Source organism: bacterium (assembly GCA_030685015.1).
Taxonomy (GTDB): domain Bacteria; phylum CAIWAD01; class CAIWAD01; order CAIWAD01; family CAIWAD01; genus CAIWAD01.
Genome location: JAUXWS010000025.1, coordinates 19,745 through 38,512, shown reverse-complemented (window position 1 = coordinate 38,512; position 18,768 = coordinate 19,745). Strand labels below are relative to the sequence as shown.

Genomic DNA, 18,768 nt, shown 5'->3' with positions numbered 1-18,768 from the left:
GCCGGGCCTGAACAGGGTCACGGCGCGACGCGCGGCGGCACCGTCCGGCGTGAGGTGGACGCCCTGGGCGAGGTGTTGGTGCCGGCCGACGCCCTCTACGGCGCGCAGACGCAGCGTGCCGTCGAGAATTTCCCCATCTCGGGCCTGCGGCCGCGCCGCGCCTACATCTGGTCGATGGGATTGATCAAGGCGGCCGCCGCTCAGGTCAACCATCGCCTGGGCCTGCTGGACTCCAGGCGGGCCGATGCCATCATCCAGGCCGCGACGGAGGTGATGGGCGGACGCTGGGATGCCTCTGGCGATTGGACGAGCTGCTGGGCGCCTTGGCGCGCCTGACGCTTACGCTGGGTGGGAAGTCCGGCGAGTTCGAGGGCATTGTCAAGCCGGGGCGGACACACCTGCAGGATGCCATCCCCCTCCGCCTGGGCCAGGAGTTCGGCGCCTACCAGCGGGCCGTCGAGCGGGATGCCGGGCGGATCCGGCAGGCGGCCGAGGAACTCAGGCGGCTGGGCATCGGCGGCACGGCCGTCGGCTCCGGCCTCAACGCCCACCGGGACTTCCACCACCTGATGGTCCAGGAGTTGTCCGCCCGCAGCGGACTTGTCCTCCACGAGTCGGACAACCTCTTCGAGTCGATGCAGTCCATGGCCGACGCCACCGCCTTCTCAGCCTCGCTGCGCACCCTGGCCCTCACCCTCATCCGTGTGGCCAACGACCTCCGTCTGCTGGGCTCCGGTCCCACGGCGGGCCTGGCCGAGCTGCGCCTGCCCGCGGTCCAGCCCGGCTCCAGCATCATGCCGGGGAAGGTCAATCCGGTGATGGCCGAGATGCTGGACATGACCATGTTCCACGTCGTCGGCCTTGACACGACCATCGCTCTCGCCTCTCAGGCTGGCCAGCTCGAGCTGAACGTGATGATGCCGGTCATCGCCTACGGCCTCTTCGAGATGATGCACATCACGATCAACTCCGTCGACGCCTTCACGGAGCGGTGCGTGCGGGGGCTGGCCGCCGCGCCTCCTCCGGCGCTCGCCCCATCCCCCAACCTGTCCGTGGCGGCCGCGCTCAACCCGCTCATCGGATACGACCAAGGCGCGGCGCTGGTGAGGGAGGCCGCCGCGTCGGGAGGATCGATCCGCCAGGCGGCGCTGGCGCGGATGGCGGCCGGCACGCTGCTGCGCGGCGACAGTTCGCGTCCTGTGACCCGTGATGAAGTGGATGCGGCGCTGGCCACGATCCGCGCTCCCTGGATGGATGAAGCTGTTCCGGACACGCCATGAAGGAAGGAGAACACCCATGAGTCGGCTCAGGACGAAAGACGGCACGGACCTCTTCTATAAGGATTGGGGCAGTGGAGCCCCCGTGCTTTTCTGCCATGGCTGGCCCCTGAACTCGGACAGCTGGGAGGCCCACATGATGAGCCTGGCCGGTGCCGGGTTCCGCTGCCTGGCCCACGACCGCCGCGGTCATGGCCGCTCAAGCCAGCCTTGGGGCGGAAACGACATGGACACCTACACCGACGATCTTGCCGAACTGATCGAGGCCCTGAATCTGCGCGACATCGTCCTGGTCGGCTTCTCGGCGGGCGGCGGCGAGGTGGCTCGCTACATCGGCCGCCATGGCACGAAGCGGGTGGCCAAGGTCGTGTTCATCTCCGCCGTCACGCCCCTGCTCGTGCAATCGGCGGCCAATCCCGACGGCGTCCCGATGGAGAAGTACGACGGGAACCGCCGCGCCTCCCTGGCCGACCGCGCGCAGCTCTACCGGGACATCGCCCACGGGCCCTTCTTCGGCGCCAACCGGCCCGGATCCCAGGTCTCCCAGGGCCTGATCGACTCCTTCTGGCAGCAGGGCATGCAGGCTGGTCTCAAGAACACCCATGACTGCATCAAGGCCTTCTCCGAGACGGATTTCCGAGAGGATCTGCAGCGGATTGACGTGCCGACCTTGGTCATCCACGGTGACGACGACCAGATCGTGCCCATCGACATCTCGTCCCGGCGTACCGCCACGATCGTCCGGCAGGCGACCTTGATTGTCTACCCGGGCGCGCCCCACGGCCTGCCTGGCACGCACCGGGCGCGACTGGATGCCGACCTGCTCCACTTCATCTCATCGCACGCCGACGGCGGAATCGCCAAGCATCCGCGGGAACACACGATATCGGAGACATAGAGATGAAGGGGTTTGTGCAGGACATCGGGGACCTGGCCGTCCGCAACACGGACTACCGCCGGGTGCTCTACACGGCGGCGCACTGTCAGCTTGTCCTCATGGCGCTGCCGCCCGGCGGGGAGACCGGCGAGGAAATCCATCAACTGGACCAGCTCTTCCGCGTCGAGGAGGGGTCGGGCGTGGCGTCGCTGGACGGCGTGCCGACGGCGGTCCGGGCGGGGTACGCCGTGCTCGTCCCCGCCGGGACGAGGCATAACATTGTCAATACAGGCGCTTTGCCCCTCAGACTGACCATTTTATACGCGCCCCCCAGCCATCGGGACGGGGTGGTCCATGCCACCCGCGCCGCGGCGGTGGCGGAGAGCGCGACCTTCGACAGCCGAACGACCGAGTAGGCCGGGCCTCGCCACCCCCCACCGTGCCGCGCCGTCCGCGCGGTCGCCGTCGACCCCGCCGGCGGCCGAAGCAAAGGCGGGCCGACAAGCCTCCAGGCCATCACAACTGCTTGCGGATTCTCTTCAGTTCTCGCCGGCGCCGGGCGCTGGTCGCGGGCAGGGCCAGATTCAGGGCGACCAGCGCGTCCAGCAGAATCTGGGCCGTGATCAGGCGGGCGTTGGCCTTGTCGTCGGCGGGCACGATATGCCAGGGGGCGTGCTCGGTGCTGGTGGTGCCCAGGCACTGCTCGTAGGCGAGCTGGTAGGCGTCCCAGTAGCCTCGCTCGACCACGTCCGCGACACTGAACTTCCACTGCTTGTGCGGGTCGTCCAGGCGCTCAAGCAGGCGCTGGCGCTGCACCTCTTTTGAGACGTGGAGGAAGATCTTGACGAGGCGGGTGCCGCTGCGATGCAGGTGGTCCTCCCACTCCACGATGGAGCGAAAGCGCTGCGTCCAGATGGTCTTCGGATCGAGCCGGTCCGCGGGCAGGCCCTGGCCATTCAGCAACTCGGGATGCACGCGGACGATGAGCACCTCCTCGTAGTGGGAGCGGTTGAAGACTCCGATCCGCCCTCGTTCCGGCAGGCGGCAGGCCGTGCGCCAGAGGAAGTCGTGCGCCAGCTCCTCGGCGCTGGGCTGCTTGAAGCCATGGACAACCAGGCCCTGCGGATTGACTCCCGACAGGACGTGGCGGATGATGCCGTCCTTGCCCGCCGTGTCCATGCCCTGCAACACCAACAGCACGGCGTGGCGGCCGGTGGCGTGAAGCAGCCGCTGCTGCGCGCCCAGCCCTTCGACCTGCCCGGCCAGGAGCTTCTGGTACTGCTTCCTGGAACGGTAGAAGGCCTTCACCTGGGTCGGCCATTTCGCGCTGTCCACCTTGCCGCCGGGAGGCAGGCGGTAGTCCTTGGCCCTGATGTCCATGGGCGCCTCCTGTCTGGCTGCAGCCCGGCCGGTGGATGCATCCGGATCCTGTTCCCGGCCCCGCGGGTCGGCGGAAGGGTCGGGCCGGACTCGCGGGACGGGACTTAGATGCCCAGATCGTCGGTCCAGTAGGCCTTGCTTTGGTAATGGATGTGCAGCTGGGACTCGAAGTCGCGGGTCACAAGCATCTCCTCCGTGTAGGCCGGCGAGCGCTTGATGGACTCGCGGCTGAGCCGGACGTGGACCCTTTCCTCGCTCCAACTGACCCGCTCGATCCATTGGGGCGAGACCAGCACCTTCTTGCCCGGCCACCAGTTCTTCGTGTCGATGATGAGGTAGCGGATGGCCCAGGTCTCGTCGTCGAGAATGAAATCCTCCACATGGCCGATCTCACCGTCCGTCGCCTGGATGTGATAGCCCGTCACATGCTTGGTGCTGCGCAGGTTGCTGTCCCACCCGGCCTTGTTCGGATCCGGCTTCGCCCATTTGTCCCGGTCGCGCACCAGGTAGGGATAGGTCGAATAGGCGCCCCACATGTAGTCGCCCACCCAGTAAACGGGCCAGCCATAGTAGTCGTGCTGGATCTTCTCATCCTGTCGCGACACCGGCTTGTCGCTCTCGATGGCCGGGGAGTCCTCGATCTGCTTCTTCGTCAGACTGATGGAAACGGTCTTGCCCTTGTTGTCGATGGACGACAAGGCATAAGGCGAGATCAGCACTTTCCTGCCCCCCAGCCAGCCCCCGGTGTCGGCGACCAGATAGCGGATGGTCCAATGGCGATCGTCGAAGTAGAATTCCTCGATGCTGCCCAATTCTCCATCAAGGCCACGCAGAGCGTGGCCGGCAATCGTCTTGATCCTGTGCAACATGGTCCTGTCCTTTCGTTGGTCATCGCCCCTACCGCTCGCGGCGCCATCGTCGCTCTGCCCTGCATGAATCACGCCACACGTGGTGGCTGTTGGAGTTCAACAACATGACTCTGCGGAAAAGGGGCCGGTGGCCCCTTTTCGCGACAGATGGCGGAATGGGTCGATCAAAACGAGGGAGCTTCGCCCATCCGGGGAGGAAGGGGAATCCCTGTTCCCTGGACGGGCGCTGGGATGCTTGATTCGGTAGCAGCTTGCCCGGCTTCCAGCCGGGCGCTCAGGGCAGGATCTCCACCACGCCCCGCAGGCGCAGGTCCTGGCTGGAGGAGCCCAGCAGCAGGCGGATGCGGCCCGGCTCGATCACGGGGCGCAGCTCCTGGTCCAGCAGGGCCAGGGCCTGGGGGGCAAGCAGGCTGGGGTCGAGACTGGCAGCCAGGGCGGGGCCGAGGGGCATGGCGATGGATCCCCCCGGTGACTCGTGGGCCAAGACAGAAGGTGGGGGGCCGTCGCCGCAGGCGGAGGCCCCCCCAGGTACCCAGGCCTACTCGCGCGGCATGGAAAAATCAAACCGGGCTTCCGTCACCGCCAGCAGCTGCGCGATGGTGGGCCGCGTTTGATAGTCCGCGTCCGCGTGCGCCCAGAGGATCCGCCCGCCCTTGGCAATCAGGAAGATTGACGGGACGGCGATGGCGTTGTGACCCCGGCCGGATGAGGCTTCCAGGTCGATACCGAACTGGGCCAACATGGCGACCTCGGCTTCGTCCGCTTGGTGAATCACGTGGAAGGCCTGGTGCAGAATCAGATCCGGGTCGGACAGGACGGGGAATGGAATCTCATGGAGAGTCTGTGTCCGGGCCGCCTCCTCGAAGCGATCCACGCTGACGGCAACCAGTCCGACTCCCCGTCGCTGGAATTCCGGGAGAGCCTCGGACATTTCATGGATCTGGAAGTTGCAATAGGGGCACCACCCTCCACGGTAGAAGACGAGCAACACGGGTCCCTCCTGCCAGAAGCGGCCGATCTCCACCTCCTTCCCCATGACGTCCTGCAGCACGGCAGCCGGCGCCAGGTGGCCCGGGGGGAGCCCGATGCCCTCGGGCAGGACGCCCAACTGCGCTTCGGGTGTGATCCCATGCTGCTTCATGCGGACTCCTCCCGGGTCGGACGACTCTTGTGCGGAAGAAGCCGAAGCGGCGGGTAGACGACCGGCGATCAGGCCCAGGATCAAGACCAGAGCCAGCCGCAGGATACCGACCAGACCAGATGACATCATTGTGTCTCCCTTTTTATCAGCCTTGTTGCACGACCCCTGAAGTCATCCTGCGGGACCAGCGAGGCCGGACCTCAGCGGGGCCAGCCTCCCACCACGCCGCTGGCCTGGGCGCTGACGCTGCTGCCATCACACAAACAGCCCGGCACCACCAGCACCTCCTCGCCGTCCTCCAGCACGCGGATCCACATGCGGGCCTCGATGTTGCCGGAGCTGACCGACAGAAACACCGGCATGCCTTCCTCCGCGTCGTATTCCAGGATCCAGGGAAGCTCGGCCCGCAGGTCCGTGTGCACGGCCCCGCGCCCGTCCCGCCAGGCGATGGCGGCGGTCTGGACCGTCCCGTCCGTCTGCAGCACGATGCGACGCGTGCCGGCATCCTTCTCGCATCCCATCAACAGCGCCAGCGACAAGCCGGCCCCCGCGGCGACCATGATTGCTTTCATCCGGGTCCTTTCCGATCGATCTCCCGAGATCGATCCTGCCTCTGGCCCGCGGCCGTCCGGAGCGCGAGACCGCGGCTCCGGACCGGTCCACCGGCGTCAGTTGTTGAATGGGTCGCCAGCGTGGGCAAAGACATGGTCCTTTCCATGGTTGCCCGTGGCGTTGGCATGGCAGCCGTTGCACATGCCGCCCATCAGGTTGGCTCCGCGGTCCATGATCCCTCCCATGGCCGGATCCAGCATGAACCATTCCCAGTCCCCGGCGGCGGGATTGAAACCGGCTCCCCGCTTCGCCATGCCCGTGATTTCCACGATGGCACCGCCCACTTCCACCTCCTTCACGATCAAGGTTCCCGTGGGATAGGCTCCCCCCGCGGGATTGGCCAGCAACTGCCTGCGGTACACGCGACGCAGGGCGTTGCCGTCATCGCTCTGGTGCGCCGGATTGATGAATGGATGGTCGGCGCTGCTCTCCTCCAGCAGATGCCAGCTGGAGTAGTTGGAGAAGCTTGCGGAGGAGGCGACGTGCTCGACCGGGTGGGCGAAGACGTAATCCGTTCCGCCCGATAGATCGCTCACGCTGTGGCAGCCGTTGCACATGCCGTCCATCAGATTGTCGCCGCGGGCCATGAGGCTTCCCACGTCCGGCGTGATCATGAACCACTCCCAACCGGCATGATCCGGATTGAAGTCGCCACCTCGTTTGACCATGGCCAACAGGCCGCCTTCGGGGGCGAACTCGCGCAGCCCGGTGGTCGGATTCCACCGATAGGTCTCCTTGACCAGGATGCTGCCCTCCGGGTAGACCCCGCCCACCGGAGTCGAGCCCGGACTGAGGTAGACCGCCCGGGTGAAGGCCTCGTCGTTGCCCATGTGGGCGCCCGCCAGTCCCGGAATGTCGGAGATGGTGAGGTCCACGCGCGGCCAGGAGGCGTAGCCGGACATGTCGCCCAGCTCCGCCACGAAGCCCTCGTCCGTGTCGTTGCTGGAGTCGCTGCAACCCTGCAGCAGGGGCAGGCTTGCCAGGGGCAGGACCAGCAGAAGTTTGAGGATGGGGAGTTTCACAGTCATTCCTTTCACCATGTGTTGTAGATCATTCTTCCGACGCGCCCGGGTCGTCGCCCTGCCGCGGGTCTGGAGATGGGCGCTGCTCAGCGCTTCAGCCGGCCGTCGCCCACAGGTCCACCGTCACCTCCATGGACTCCGCGACCTTCATGAAGAGGAACTGGGGTCGCGGGATGCCGTGGTCAGCCAGGACCACCTCGAAGCGGCAGACCACATGCAAGACGGGTCCGGCTTTCCGGGCGGCGGTCTGGCTGCCATCCGGGTGCCAGGTGACATCCACGGGCAGGGTGCGAGGCAGGGTGACGCCGTGCACCGTGAAGTCTCCAACCGCCATCAGGCGGGTGGCCACCCCCGCCTTCATGGCTGGGACAGGCCCGGCCAGTTTGCTCATGACGAAGGTGGCCTGGGGGTGGAGCTCGGTGTGGAGGTGATTCTCACGCATATGTTTGTTGCGCAGGGACATGCCCGTGTCGAGACTGGCCAGATCCACCTGGAAGTAAGCGGTGGGAGCCACCTGGGGCGCCTGGGGATCCACCATGATCCGCCCCCCGACCTGGCGGGTGGTGCCGTCGAAGGACTCGATCGTGGCCTCCGAATGAAAGCGGACCAGGTTGGCGCTGTGGCCAATCGTGATCTGGAAGCCCTGGGGCGCAGCCTGGACCGATCGCAGCAGAAAGGCCCACATCAGCAGGATCCACAGCCGCGTGCTCATGCGTCCTCCCGGACATCTCAAGGTGTGCCTGCCTGGCTGCTTCGGGCCGGAGGAGGGGCAATCCAGACGGATTGCCCCGCGGCCAGGATCATCGGGCCGGGGCAGCACAGGCCGCTCCTTGCCGGGTAGGGCGGTAGAGCATGCCCAACACGCCACCGTACACCACGTGTCCGACCAGGCTGCCCAAGGCCAGGACCATCGATCCGCTGAAGAGGGGGGCGCCCATCATGGGCATGACGATCAACTGCGCCATGAGCCAGGGGAGAAGGCCGTAAAGCGCCCCCTTTATCCAAGCCGGCTGGTGGCCACGGGGGGCGAAGAAGAGGACGTAGCCGAAAGCCAGGATGGTGCCGATCATGAAATGGGCCAGCCAGCCCATGAAGAGGGGTGTATGCATGAAGCCGGCCAGCATGCCGGCGATGTCCATCCTGGGCATGCCCATCAGGGGGGCGGCCTCCATCATCAGGGTCATGGCGATGGTGGCGCCGATGCCAGCCGCCAGGGTCCGGCCGGGATTCACGTGTCGCAGCCTCATTGTTCCGCTCCTTTGTTTGACTCGTTGTCTCGATGGGTCAAACATAGGCACGGATGGCTGCCCTGATCTGTGAAGTCCATTACAGTCCGGCGTGGCACCTGTCGGGCCAGCAGCCTGTCGGGCTTGGACCTTCGATGGGATCCGCGCCCATGTCGAGGGCCATTCGGCGGGGAATTCCCGCCGAATGGCGTCCACTCGCAAGAAATCAGCGTCGAATGGGACCGGCAGGGGCGGGACTACTGGAAGTACTTGGTCAGGCGGCGGGAATCCGGCAGGATGAGACGGCGCTTGTCCTGGATCACCAAGCCTTCCGCCACAAAGCGTCCAAGCACGGTGCTGACCAGCTCCCGGCTGGCGCCGATCAGGTTGGCGATCTCCTGATGGGTCAGGCGGAACTTGATGAGCCGCCCGCGCTCAACCGGCACGGAATCCGTTTCGCCAAGCTGATGGAGCACTTTGGCCAGCCGACCTGGCACGTCCAGGAAGGCCATGTCGCGGACGGCCGTCTGGATGCGCCTGATGCGCAGACCCAGCAGCTTGTTGATGGAGAGCATCAAGCCGGCGCTCTGTTCGGCGTAGGCGAGGAAAGCTTCGCTGCGCATGCGGCACAGATAACTGTCCTCCAGGGCGATGGCTTCCAGGGATTCGTCCGCATCCTCCGCCGGCGCCAGCTCCCCGAAGATCTCTCCAGGTTTCAGCAGAGCCACCGTCAGCGTCTTGCCGTCAGCCGTTCCCATGGACAACTTGACCAGACCCTGCTTGAGGAAATAGACCCAGCGATTGGGCTCGCCGGAGAGGAAAACCGGATCCTTGTGCTTGATCCAGTCCGTATTGACCATGTCCTGCAGCTTCATCATCTCCGCGGCGGGCATGGCCTTGAAGAGGTTGAAGTTCTGCAGATGCCAGATGGTGTCCTGAGCCATGGATCCTTCCTGATCAGCGCAAGGCGAGGCGATTCGGCCTGTAGTATCGGGATTAAGGACTTTCCCGCAATGCCGCCCGCGGGGTGTCGTCCACATTCCGCCTCAACAGGGCAGCGTGGCCGGATACGGTCCAAGTCACCGGGTCGCCCGCTCAGGGCAGGATCTCCACCACGCCCCGCAGGCGCAGGTCCTGGCTGGAGGAGCCCAGCAGCAGGCGGATGCGGCCCGGCTCGATCACGGGGCGCAGGTCCTGGTCCAGCAGGGCCAGGGCCTGGGGGGGCAGGAGGAAGTCCACTCGGCGGGATTCCCCCGGCGCCAGCTCGATGCGCTGAAAGCCCTTCAGTTCAAGGACGGGACGGGCCACGCTGGCCAGCTCGTCCTGCAGATAGAGCTGCACGACCTCGGCCCCTGCCCGCCCGCTGGTGTTGGTCACCGTGCAAGCGGCTCGGACCGGCTGGCCGGCCCGCACCGCCGAGTCCAGGTCCAGGTCGGAGTAGCGGAACCCGCTGTAGCTGAGGCCGTGGCCAAAGGGGAAGAGGGGCTGGCCCGTCAGGTCCAGGTAATCGTCGCCCCGGCCCGTGGGCTTGTGGTGGTAGACGAGGGGCAGCTGGCCCGCGGCCACGGGAAAGGTGAGCGGCAGGCGGCCGGCCGGGTTGAGGTCGCCGAAGAGCGCGGCGGCCACGGCCCGCCCGCCCTCCTCGCCGGGATACCAGGCGCAGAGGACGGCCCCCGCCTCCTCCAGCCAACCCTCCATGGTCACGGGGCCGCCGCCCACCAGCACGACGACGAGGGGCCGGCCCAGCGCCGCCACCCGGCGGATCAAGTCCACCTGCCGGCCGGGCAGGGCCAGGGAGGCGCGGTCGCGGAACTCGCCCTCCTCGATCCCGGCCACCACCACAGTCGCGTCGCACTGGCGGGCCAGCTCCACCGCGGCGCGCAGCCCGGGCTCCTCGTCCTCGGCGGCGCCCACGCTCCAGACCAGGCGCAGGCGGGCGGGTCCGGCCGGGACCTGGCATTCCAGTCGCAGGCGGCGCGCCTCCCCCGCCCGCAGGTCCACCCCGGACGTCAAGGTGCGGTGGGAGACCGGCCGCCAGTTGTCCAACACAAGCGAGTCGTCCAGGAAGAGGCGCCAGCCGTCGTTGCCCCCCACCCCCAGGCGGTGGCGGCCCGACTCCGGCGCACTCAGCCAGCCCGTCCAGCGCACCGAGTAGAAGCCCGTGCCCAGACGCTCCGGGTCGGGGGAGAAAAGCGTCCACTGGGCGTCCACCGTGGGGTCCTGGCGCGAGAAGGCCGGCGCGCCCGCCAGCTCCAGGTTGGCGAAGTACTCGCCGTGGAGGCCGGGCCTCTCCCCCGGCCGGGCGCCGCTGCTCAAGGCCGGGGCGGGCACCGCGGGCAGCGCCGGGCCGACCCGCCCGCAGCCCTGGGCGTAGCGTAGGTCCAGGTCCGCCCCCGCCCTTTCGCGCAGGCCGGCCAGGATCGAGACGGCGCGCTCCGAGCCGGCGCTGTAGCCGCCCAGGCGGGCCTCCGCCGCGTCGGGACCCAGCACGGCCAGCGAGCGCAGGCTGGCCGGCAGGGGCAGGGTCGGTCCGTCATTCTTGAGCAGGACCAGGGAGGCCTCGGCGGCGCGGCGGGCCAACTGGCGGCTCTCCTCCCCGCCCAGGCCGACGCCGCCCTCCGCCGGCGGCATGGGCTCCTCGAAGAGCCCCAGCCCGAACTTGGCGCGCAGCACGCGGGCCACGGCGGAGTCGATCACGGCGGGCGGGATGCGCCCGTCGAGGAAGGGGGGCATGAACAAGGCCTGGTGGTCGATGGAGGTCTGGAAGATCACGTCCAGGCCGGCATTCAGCGCCCGGGCCGCGGCCTCCCCATAGTCGGCGGCGGTGAAGTGCAGGACGTTGGCCCCGCCCACGGCGCCGGCGTCGGAGATGACAAATCCCCGGAAGCCCCATTCCTCCTTGAGCAGGCGCTGGTTCAGCCACACGTTGGCCGAGCAGGGCGAGCCGTCCAGCGAGTTGTAGGAGGTCATCAGCGAGCGGGCGCCGCCGCGCTCCAGGCAGGCCTGGAAGGGTGGCAGCTGCAACTCGCGCAGGCGCCGCTCGCTGTCGTGGACCGGATAACTGTCGCGGCCGCCCTCGCCCACGTTGGCGACGAAGTGCTTGGGCGTGGCGATGACGCCCTGGTCCTCGCAGGCGCGGACAAAGGCCGCGCCCAGCTCGGCGCTGAGGAAGGGATCCTCGCCGTAGGTCTCCTCGCTGCGGCCCCAGCGGCCGTCCGTGGCGAGGTTCACCACCGGCGAGAGCAGCTGGCGCACGCCCACGGCGCGGCTCTCCCGGGCGATCACGCCCGCCACCTGGCGCATCAGGCTGGTGTCGAAGCTGGCGGCCAGCCCGATGGCCTGGGGAAAGACGGTGGCCTCGCGCTGCACCAGCCCGTGCAGGCCCTCGGCGAAAAGGATGGCGGGGATGCCCAGCCGCGTGCCTTCCCTCAGGTGCCGCTGGATGGCCGCGCCGCGCCGCCGCGCCGCGGCGGGGTCCAGCTCGGAGAGTTGCAGGCCGAAGACGCCGTCCTGGAAGCGGGCCGGGTCGCCCCCGTCCTCGCCCGCCAGCATGAAGAGCTGCCAGAACTTCTCCCGGGGCGTCATGCGGCCCAGCAGGTCCTGGACCCTCGCCTCCACCGGCTGCGCGGCGTCCCGGTAGACCTGGCCCCACCCCGCGCCGGCCAGGGCGAGGCAGAGCAAAAGGGCCGCCAGGGAGGCCGGCCGCCCGTCCGACGAAGGTCTAGAACACGCGGATTTCATCGCAGAACACCCATGCCTTGCCGCCCGATCCCTTGTGCCAGGCCGGGCAGGATTTCATGTTCTCCGCCCGCAGCCTGACGTAGCGCGCCGGTCGCGCCGCGAAAGCGGCCGCGAAGGCCTCCTGGACGGCGCCCTCCCGCATGGGCGCCAGCCGGGCCGCCTGCCGCCCGACCGTCTCGTAGGTGATCCCGTCCCGCGAGAGCTGGATCTCAACCTGGCGGGGCAGGAAGACCCAGGAGGCGATGTCCTGCAGGAAGGCCGCCTCCACCCGCGTGACGGACCGCTCCGCTCCCAGGTCGATGACCGCGGCCAGATCCTCGCCCTCGCAGCCCAGCCAATGGAAGTGGTAGTCGCTCCAGCCCAGCAGGCCGTCCGTCAGGGCGCCGGGATCGCCCCCGCGGTAGGTCGCGCTGGCGGGCCGCTCCAGCGCCACGGGGCATCCCAGGGCCAGATGGGGCCGTTCGCCCTCCGCCAGGAAGCGCAGGGCCCGCTCCCGGTACTCGTCCGGCGGCAGGCCGTGCTCCCAGAGGCGCGGGATCCCCGCCGCCGCGCAACCGTCATGGAAAGCGGCCAGCTGTTCGCGGAAGCCGGGCCGGACCGAGCGGCGGCCGCCGGCCCCCCGCAGGAAGCAGCCGCGCCCGGCGTCGGCCAGGATCAGGCCTTGCTCGATCTGCGCGTAGATCAGCGGCAGGCGCGCCGTGCGAACGCGGGCCGCCACCTCGGGCCGGTGGGCCACCGCCGCCTCGGCCAGGTCGAAGAGCTTGTCATAGTGGTCCAGCTGGGCTCCCGACAGGTAGCCGTCCTCCGTCGGCAGGGGATGGCCGAAGCAGGAGAGGTCCTCGCCCGAGGCGGCCAGCGCCTCGTGCATGGCGTCGATGTAGCGGCGCAGGTGGGGCGCCGCCTCGCCGTAGAAGCCGGCCAGGAAATCGTCCAGCACGGCGTCGAAGTCCAGCTCGGGGTTCCAGAGCAGCTTGGCGAGCAGGTAGGCGCGCAGCTCGGCGAACTCGCCCTTGAGCACGGGCAGGCCCTGCTCGAACACGGCGGTGACGCCCTGGCCGGCGAAGAAGCGCAGGTTGGGCTGCAGGACGCGCAGGTTGGGAAAGGGGCTGACCAGGTTGCGGAACTGGATGACGTAGTCCCAGACGAGGATGTTGTCCGTGAGCCGGCTCCAGTCCTGGAGGTCCCGCACGAAGCTGGTGTCGCGCGGATCCTGGGCGATGGGCCGGCTGCGGTCGCACTCGATGCTGCACAGCATGATGTTGACGTTGGGCCGGGGCCTCGTCAGCCGGGGCGCGGGGCGCGAGTACTGGTAGGCCAGGGTGGAGATCACCTGGTCCGGGAAGCGCGCCGCCACCTGGTTGACGAAACGCAGCAGGCTGCCGGCGGGCGAGCCCTCCGCCTCGTCCACCGCCCGGCAGCCGGCGCAGGTGCAGGGCATCCAAGTGTCGTTCTGCGAGACGGACCAATAGCGGGCATCGGGCTGTTCGCGCATGCGCCGCTCCAGCTCCGCCACCACGATCTCCAGCACGGCGGGCTGGCTGAGGCAGAGCTGCCCGTCGGCCACGCGCCCACCCTGGTGCTCGGAGAAGTACTCGGGGTGGTCCGGGAACCAGCGCGCTGGCGGCACCAGCTCCTGGAAGGTGTGGACGAAAAGGCCCCACTCCCGGCGCGAACTCAGTTTGTGCCAGGCGGCGTAGGCCGGTTCCTGGAAATCCTGCAGGCGGAAGGAGAGGGGCGGCACCTGGGTGTCGTCCATCTCCGGCAGCGTGACCGTGGAACGGCGAGGCAGGACCACCACCTCCGGGCTGTACATGCGGCAGCCCAGCCAGGTCTCCAGCAGGGTGTAGGCGGCGTGCGCCAGGCCCCGCTCCGTCCCGGCCGTCAGGGTGACGCGGCCCGGGCCGCTGTGGAGGCGGAAGCCCTCCTCCCCCAGGGCGGACGCCGCGGCGCCCCCCTCTTCGAGCACAAGGCCGCCCGCGGGCGGGGCGTCGTGGGGGACGACGGGCAGGTCGGCGCCGGAGATGCGCCGCAGGAAGCCGCGCAGCGTGTCGGCCACCGCCGCCGCCGCGGGCGTGGCCGCCGCCGGCAGGTGGATGACGGCCACGGCCTGCCCATCCCGGACCAGCTCCACGGCGCAGGGGGCTGGGGCCGCCAGGCTCAAGGCCGCTGTCAGCCCCGCCAGCACGGCAGGTCCATGCTTCATCCTTCCCCCGCCCTATTCGACGGCCAGTTGGAAGGACCAGGCGTGCCGACAGGGCGGGTGCCGGCGCACGGCCTCCGGCACGTGGATGCGGCAGCCCGCCCCCTCCGGCTCCCAGCGCAGTTCCTCCTCCACGCCCAGCAGGCGCACAGCCTGGCCACTCCCAGGCACGAAAGCGGGGAGGTGCAGGGTGGCCGGCAGCTCCGGCTCCGCGGCCGAGGCCAGCAGGATGGCGTTGACCACGCCATCCGGCGAGCGCGTGTAACAGACACGGCCCTCCTTGTAGGGCGCCACGGCGCGCGTGCCGTGGATGGCCGCGCCGTTCACCTCCAGCCAGGCGCCCAGCTCGGCCAGGCGGGCGAGGGCCTCGTCCGGCCATTCGCCCTGCGGGCTGGGTCCCACGTTGAGCAGCAGGTTGCCGCCCTTGGCCACGATGTCCACCAGCAGGTGGACCAGACGCTCGGCGGACTTGTAGTCGTCGTCGGGCACCCAGCTCCAGGAGGTGCCCAGGGTGATGCAGCTCTCCCACACGGCGTCCAGCGGCTGTTCCGGCACCTCCTGCTCGGGGGTGTGGTAATCCTGATGGTCGCCTTCCACCGCCCGGTCCACAATGATGAGGCCCGGCTGCAAGGCGCGGGCCATGGCCGCGATGCCCGCCATGTCGATGTCCTGGTGGCTGGGCGCCTTGCCCCAGCGCGGCGAGGTGGCGGTCATGGGCTGCACCCAGCCGCCGTCCAGCCAGAGGATGTCCATGGGGCCGTAGTCGCTCATCAGCTCCCGGATCTGGTTCCGCGTGAAGGTCTTGAAGGCCTCCCACTTCTCCGGGTAGCGCGTGATGTCGTAGTTCACGTTGCGGTCGAAGGGCGGGAAATAGGGCCACCAGTAGTCGGGGCAATGCCAGTCGGCCTTGGAGAAGTAGGCGCCGGTGCCCAGCCCCTCCCGGCGGAAGGCGGTGAAGACCTCCCGGGCCACGTTGGCCCGCGGGACCCGGCTGAAGGGGCAGCCGGGGTCCGTCACCTTGTAGTCCGTCTCCCGGGTGTCGAAGAGGCAGAAGCCGTCGTGGTGCTTGGTGGTGAAGACCACGTAACGCATGCCCGCCCCCCGCGCCGCCGCCGCCCAGGCCGCCGGGTCGAACTTGAGCGGATTGAAGGTGGCCTTGAGGGCCTCGTAGGCCGCCACGTACTCCGTGTAGCTGTGGGCATGGGGGCCGCGCCGCCGGGTCCAGTCCTCGTCCTCCGGGCAGATGCTCCAGCTCTCCACCACGCCCCACTGGCTGTAGGTGCCCCAGTGCATCAGCAGGCCCAGTTTCTGGTCCTGGAACCAATCCAGCTTCCGCTGGACGAGGGGATCGGGATGGGGCCGCGCGGCGGGCTCCCCCCCGGACCGGGCGAGGCCGGGCAGCGCCAGCAGCAGGGTCAGCATGAGGATGCGGCCAGGGGAGGGCAGGGCAGGGGACATGGCGTGCTCCTTGGTTCCGGGTGCAAGATCAAGCCTCCGTCGATCCAGGGCGGGCGGCTGCCGCCCCTGGCCCGGCCAGGCCAGGGGCGGCGCCTTGGATTGACCGCCGCCTCAGTCCGGCAGGGACGATGCGGTCGACGCTGGCAGCCTGTCGGGCTTGGGCCTTGGATGGGATTCGCGCTCAAATCGAGGCCGGTTTTTCGGACGTTTCGCAGAGCATACTGGTGGTCTGTTCAAGAAACTTGCGGAAAATCCGGACCGATTGGGGCGATGAAGACCGCCAAGTGGCCAAGTCCGACAGGCTGCTGGACCAAGTACGGAAAGCGCCGGAGCGGGGGCAAGCCGGAACGGCCAACCGCGGCTGGGCGATTGCTACCGCCCGTCTGGCTCTACATGTAGGGCATCTCGGGCGTCTTGCCCAGCAGGCGGGCGTAGACCGCCAGGCTGCCGCGGTGGTGGGCCGTGTGGTCGGCCATGCCGCTGAAGATGGCCGTGCGCGGCGCCCCGCCCATGATGCCGGGGGCGATGGGTTGCTGCCACTCGTCCCAGTCGTGCCCGCGCACCGCCGCCACGGCGCGGTCGTAGGCGGCGTTGAACCAGGCCAGCGCCTCCTCCAGCCCGGGCACGGCTGCCTCGCGGGCAGCTTGGGCCTCCCAATCCTCGCTCAGGCCGGTGGGGGAAAAGGCCCCCTTCACGAACCAGTCCACCGTGTGGGCGGCGTGGGCCACCTGGCGCGCCACCGACAGCATGCCGGGGACGGGGGCGAAGGCGGAGTCACCCTCGCTCAGGCAGGACAGGGACTTGAGGAAGAAGGCGCGCTGGCTCTCCAGTCCGGGGACGAAGCTCTCGGTGATCATATGGTCCTCCCATGTTTGAGGACAAGATAACAAGGGGCTGCCCGCCGCCTGTCGCCGGCAGTGCTGATTCCTATTTTGCGCCTGTCCGGCCCGCCCCGGCGGTGCCACGCACAAAGGGTCCAGCCACAAGGAAGCCACCATGCAACACCCGCCCCGCACGGGGGAGATCGTGCCGGCCGTGATGCCGCACGGCCGCCACTCCCACCTGAAGGACTTCGAGCACTACCGCGAGCTCTACGCCCGCAGCATCCGCGACCCGGAGAGCTTCTGGGCCGAGCAGGCCGAGAGCCTCAGCTGGTTCCACAAATGGGTCAACGTGCTGGACAGCTCCTTCCCTGAGGGCGACGTGGGCTGGTTCTCGGGCGGACGGCTCAACGTCAGCTTCAACTGCGTGGATCGCCACCTGGCCGAGCGGGCCGATCAGCCGGCCATCATCTGGGAGCCGGACGAGCCGGGCCGGCACCAAGTGATCAGCTACCGCGAGCTGAAGCACGAGGTCTGCCGCATCGCCAACGTGCTGAAGAGCGCGGGCGTGGTGAAGGGCGACCGCGTCGTGCTCTACCTGCCCATGATCCCGGCGCTGGCCTACACCATGCTGGCCTGTGCCCGCATCGGCGCCGTGCACAGCGTGGTCTTCGCCGGCTTCTCGGCGGAGGCGCTGCGCGACCGCATCGTGGACAGCGGCGCCAGGGTGCTGGTCACGGCCAACGAGGGGATGCGGGGCGGGCGCGCCATCCCGCTCAAGGCCATCGCCGACAAGGCCGTCCAGGGCCTCAATCAGATCCACACCGTCCTCGTGGCGCGGCGGACGGAGGCGGAGACGCCCATGGTCCCCGGCCGCGACCAGTGGCTGCACGAGGCGATGGAACGGGAACGCCGCGTTTGTCCCACCGAGTGGATGGCGGCCGAGGACCCTCTCTTCATCCTCTACACCTCGGGCTCCACGGGCAAGCCCAAGGGCCTGCTCCACACCCAGGCCGGCTACCTGCTCCACGCCAGCCTCACCCACCGCCTTGTCTTCGACTACCAGCCCGGGGAGGTCTATGCCTGCGTGGCGGACATCGGCTGGATCACCGGTCACAGCTACGTCGTCTACGGCCCGCTCTGCAACGGGGCCACCACCGTCCTCTTCGAATCGACGCCGCTCTACCCCGATCCCGGACGCTATTGGGAGATGGTGGAGCGCCTCAAGATCAACGTCTTCTACACGGCTCCCACCGCCATCCGCGCCATCGCCCGGGAAGGAGCCGACTGGGTGCGCCGCCACGACCGCAGCAGCCTGCGCGTGCTGGGCACGGTGGGCGAGCCGATCAATCCCGACTCCTGGAAATGGTACCACGAGGTGGTGGGCGAGGGCCGCTGCCCGGTGGTGGACACCTGGTGGCAGACGGAGACGGGCGGCATCATGATCAGCCCGCTGGCCGGCATCACGGACATGAAGCCCGGCTCCGCCACCCTGCCCCTGCCCGGGGTGGATCCCGTCATTGTGGACGAGCAGGGCGTCGAACAGAAGGGCAACGGCGTGAGCGGGCGCCTCTGCCTGCGCCAGCCTTGGCCGGGCATGGCCCGCACCGTCTTCGGCGACCATCGGCGCTACCAGGACACCTACTACACGACCTTCGCCGGCTACTACTTCACGGGGGACGGCTGCCGGCGCGACGAGGACGGCTACTACTGGATCACCGGGCGGGTGGACGACGTGATCAACGTGAGCGGCCACCGCATCGGCACGGCCGAGGTGGAGAGCGCCCTGGCCGCCAACCCGCTGGTGGCCGAGGCGGCGGTGGTGGGCGTCCCCCACGAGATCAAGGGGACGGGCATCTTCGCCTACGTCGTGCTCAAGCGCGAGGCGGAGGGAATGACGGAGGAGGAGCTGGCCGGCGCCCTGCGCGAGGAGGTGCGGCGCGACATCGGCCCCTTCGCCGCGCCGGACGGGTTCCTTTATGTGGAAGGCCTGCCCAAGACACGATCGGGCAAGATCATGCGGCGCATCCTGCGCAAGATCGGCGAGGGCGAGTACGTGGACCTGGGCAACCTGAGCACCCTGGCCGATCCGGGAGTGGTGGAGCGCATCATCGAGGCCCATCGCGGCCGGGGGGCCTGAGTCC

The 18,768-nt window shown here is 68.8% G+C and carries 16 protein-coding genes and 1 pseudogene; 4 read left to right on the top strand and 13 right to left on the bottom strand.

What is annotated here, in order from left to right; genetic code table 11:
- Positions 1 to 54 precede the first annotated feature (54 nt).
- The 3 genes and pseudogenes from Q8O14_02800 to Q8O14_02790 all read left to right on the top strand — a co-directional run bounded on the left by Q8O14_02800 (position 55) and on the right by Q8O14_02790 (position 2,570).
- Positions 55 to 1,280: pseudogene (locus Q8O14_02800) on the top strand (lyase family protein).
- Between the two features lie 16 nt (positions 1,281 to 1,296).
- On the top strand, positions 1,297 to 2,175 hold the full coding sequence (locus Q8O14_02795) for an alpha/beta hydrolase (protein ID MDP2359670.1): 879 nt from the start codon (positions 1,297 to 1,299) through the stop codon (positions 2,173 to 2,175).
- Positions 2,176 to 2,177: 2 nt separating this feature from the next.
- Positions 2,178 to 2,570, top strand: coding sequence for a cupin domain-containing protein (locus Q8O14_02790; GenBank protein ID MDP2359669.1), 393 nt, complete (start codon positions 2,178 to 2,180; stop codon positions 2,568 to 2,570).
- 100 nt (positions 2,571 to 2,670) lie between these two features.
- On the opposite strand, the gene Q8O14_02785 is transcribed toward Q8O14_02790, so the two are convergent.
- The 13 genes from Q8O14_02785 to Q8O14_02725 all read right to left on the bottom strand — a co-directional run bounded on the left by Q8O14_02785 (position 2,671) and on the right by Q8O14_02725 (position 16,660).
- Complete coding sequence (locus Q8O14_02785; protein MDP2359668.1) at positions 2,671 to 3,534, bottom strand: polyphosphate kinase 2 family protein; 864 nt, start codon at positions 3,532 to 3,534, stop codon at positions 2,671 to 2,673.
- A gap of 104 nt (positions 3,535 to 3,638) precedes the next feature.
- Positions 3,639 to 4,403, bottom strand: a complete 765-nt coding sequence (locus tag Q8O14_02780; GenBank protein ID MDP2359667.1) for a PRC-barrel domain-containing protein — start codon at positions 4,401 to 4,403, stop codon at positions 3,639 to 3,641.
- Between the two features lie 274 nt (positions 4,404 to 4,677).
- A complete protein-coding gene (locus tag Q8O14_02775) occupies positions 4,678 to 4,854 on the bottom strand; it encodes a hypothetical protein (protein ID MDP2359666.1) in 177 nt (58 codons plus the stop codon).
- An 87-nt stretch (positions 4,855 to 4,941) separates the two neighbouring features.
- A complete protein-coding gene (locus Q8O14_02770) occupies positions 4,942 to 5,628 on the bottom strand; it encodes a peroxiredoxin-like family protein (GenBank protein MDP2359665.1) in 687 nt (228 codons plus the stop codon).
- 116 nt (positions 5,629 to 5,744) lie between these two features.
- Positions 5,745 to 6,116: a hypothetical protein gene (locus tag Q8O14_02765; GenBank protein MDP2359664.1), complete on the bottom strand. Its 372-nt coding sequence runs from the start codon at positions 6,114 to 6,116 to the stop codon at positions 5,745 to 5,747.
- A gap of 96 nt (positions 6,117 to 6,212) precedes the next feature.
- Entirely contained in the window at positions 6,213 to 7,184 is a 972-nt protein-coding gene (locus Q8O14_02760) for a cytochrome P460 family protein (protein ID MDP2359663.1), read from the bottom strand.
- 88 nt (positions 7,185 to 7,272) lie between these two features.
- Positions 7,273 to 7,890, bottom strand: coding sequence for a YceI family protein (locus Q8O14_02755; protein ID MDP2359662.1), 618 nt, complete (start codon positions 7,888 to 7,890; stop codon positions 7,273 to 7,275).
- Positions 7,891 to 7,978: 88 nt separating this feature from the next.
- Entirely contained in the window at positions 7,979 to 8,425 is a 447-nt protein-coding gene (locus Q8O14_02750; GenBank protein MDP2359661.1) for a hypothetical protein, read from the bottom strand.
- 236 nt (positions 8,426 to 8,661) lie between these two features.
- The gene (locus Q8O14_02745; GenBank protein ID MDP2359660.1) at positions 8,662 to 9,348 is read right to left on the bottom strand and encodes a Crp/Fnr family transcriptional regulator; all 687 of its coding nucleotides are present in this window, start codon (positions 9,346 to 9,348) and stop codon (positions 8,662 to 8,664) included.
- Between the two features lie 151 nt (positions 9,349 to 9,499).
- Positions 9,500 to 12,145 carry a glycoside hydrolase family 3 N-terminal domain-containing protein gene (locus Q8O14_02740; GenBank protein MDP2359659.1) on the bottom strand — a complete coding sequence of 882 codons (2,646 nt, stop codon included), beginning with the start codon at positions 12,143 to 12,145 and terminating at the stop codon, positions 9,500 to 9,502.
- A complete protein-coding gene (locus Q8O14_02735) occupies positions 12,126 to 14,348 on the bottom strand; it encodes a DUF4838 domain-containing protein (GenBank protein ID MDP2359658.1) in 2,223 nt (740 codons plus the stop codon). Before Q8O14_02735 ends, Q8O14_02740 begins: the two co-directional genes overlap by 20 nt.
- A 12-nt stretch (positions 14,349 to 14,360) precedes the next feature.
- Complete coding sequence (locus Q8O14_02730) at positions 14,361 to 15,803, bottom strand: alpha-L-fucosidase (protein ID MDP2359657.1); 1,443 nt, start codon at positions 15,801 to 15,803, stop codon at positions 14,361 to 14,363.
- Positions 15,804 to 16,192: 389 nt separating this feature from the next.
- Positions 16,193 to 16,660 (bottom strand): DinB family protein, encoded by a 468-nt coding sequence (locus Q8O14_02725; protein ID MDP2359656.1) that lies wholly within the window; start codon positions 16,658 to 16,660, stop codon positions 16,193 to 16,195.
- Positions 16,661 to 16,799: 139 nt separating this feature from the next.
- Here Q8O14_02725 and acs point away from each other — a divergent pair, with 139 nt between their 5' ends.
- Positions 16,800 to 18,764 (top strand): acetate--CoA ligase, encoded by a 1,965-nt coding sequence (gene acs, locus Q8O14_02720; protein ID MDP2359655.1) that lies wholly within the window; start codon positions 16,800 to 16,802, stop codon positions 18,762 to 18,764.
- Positions 18,765 to 18,768 lie beyond the last annotated feature (4 nt).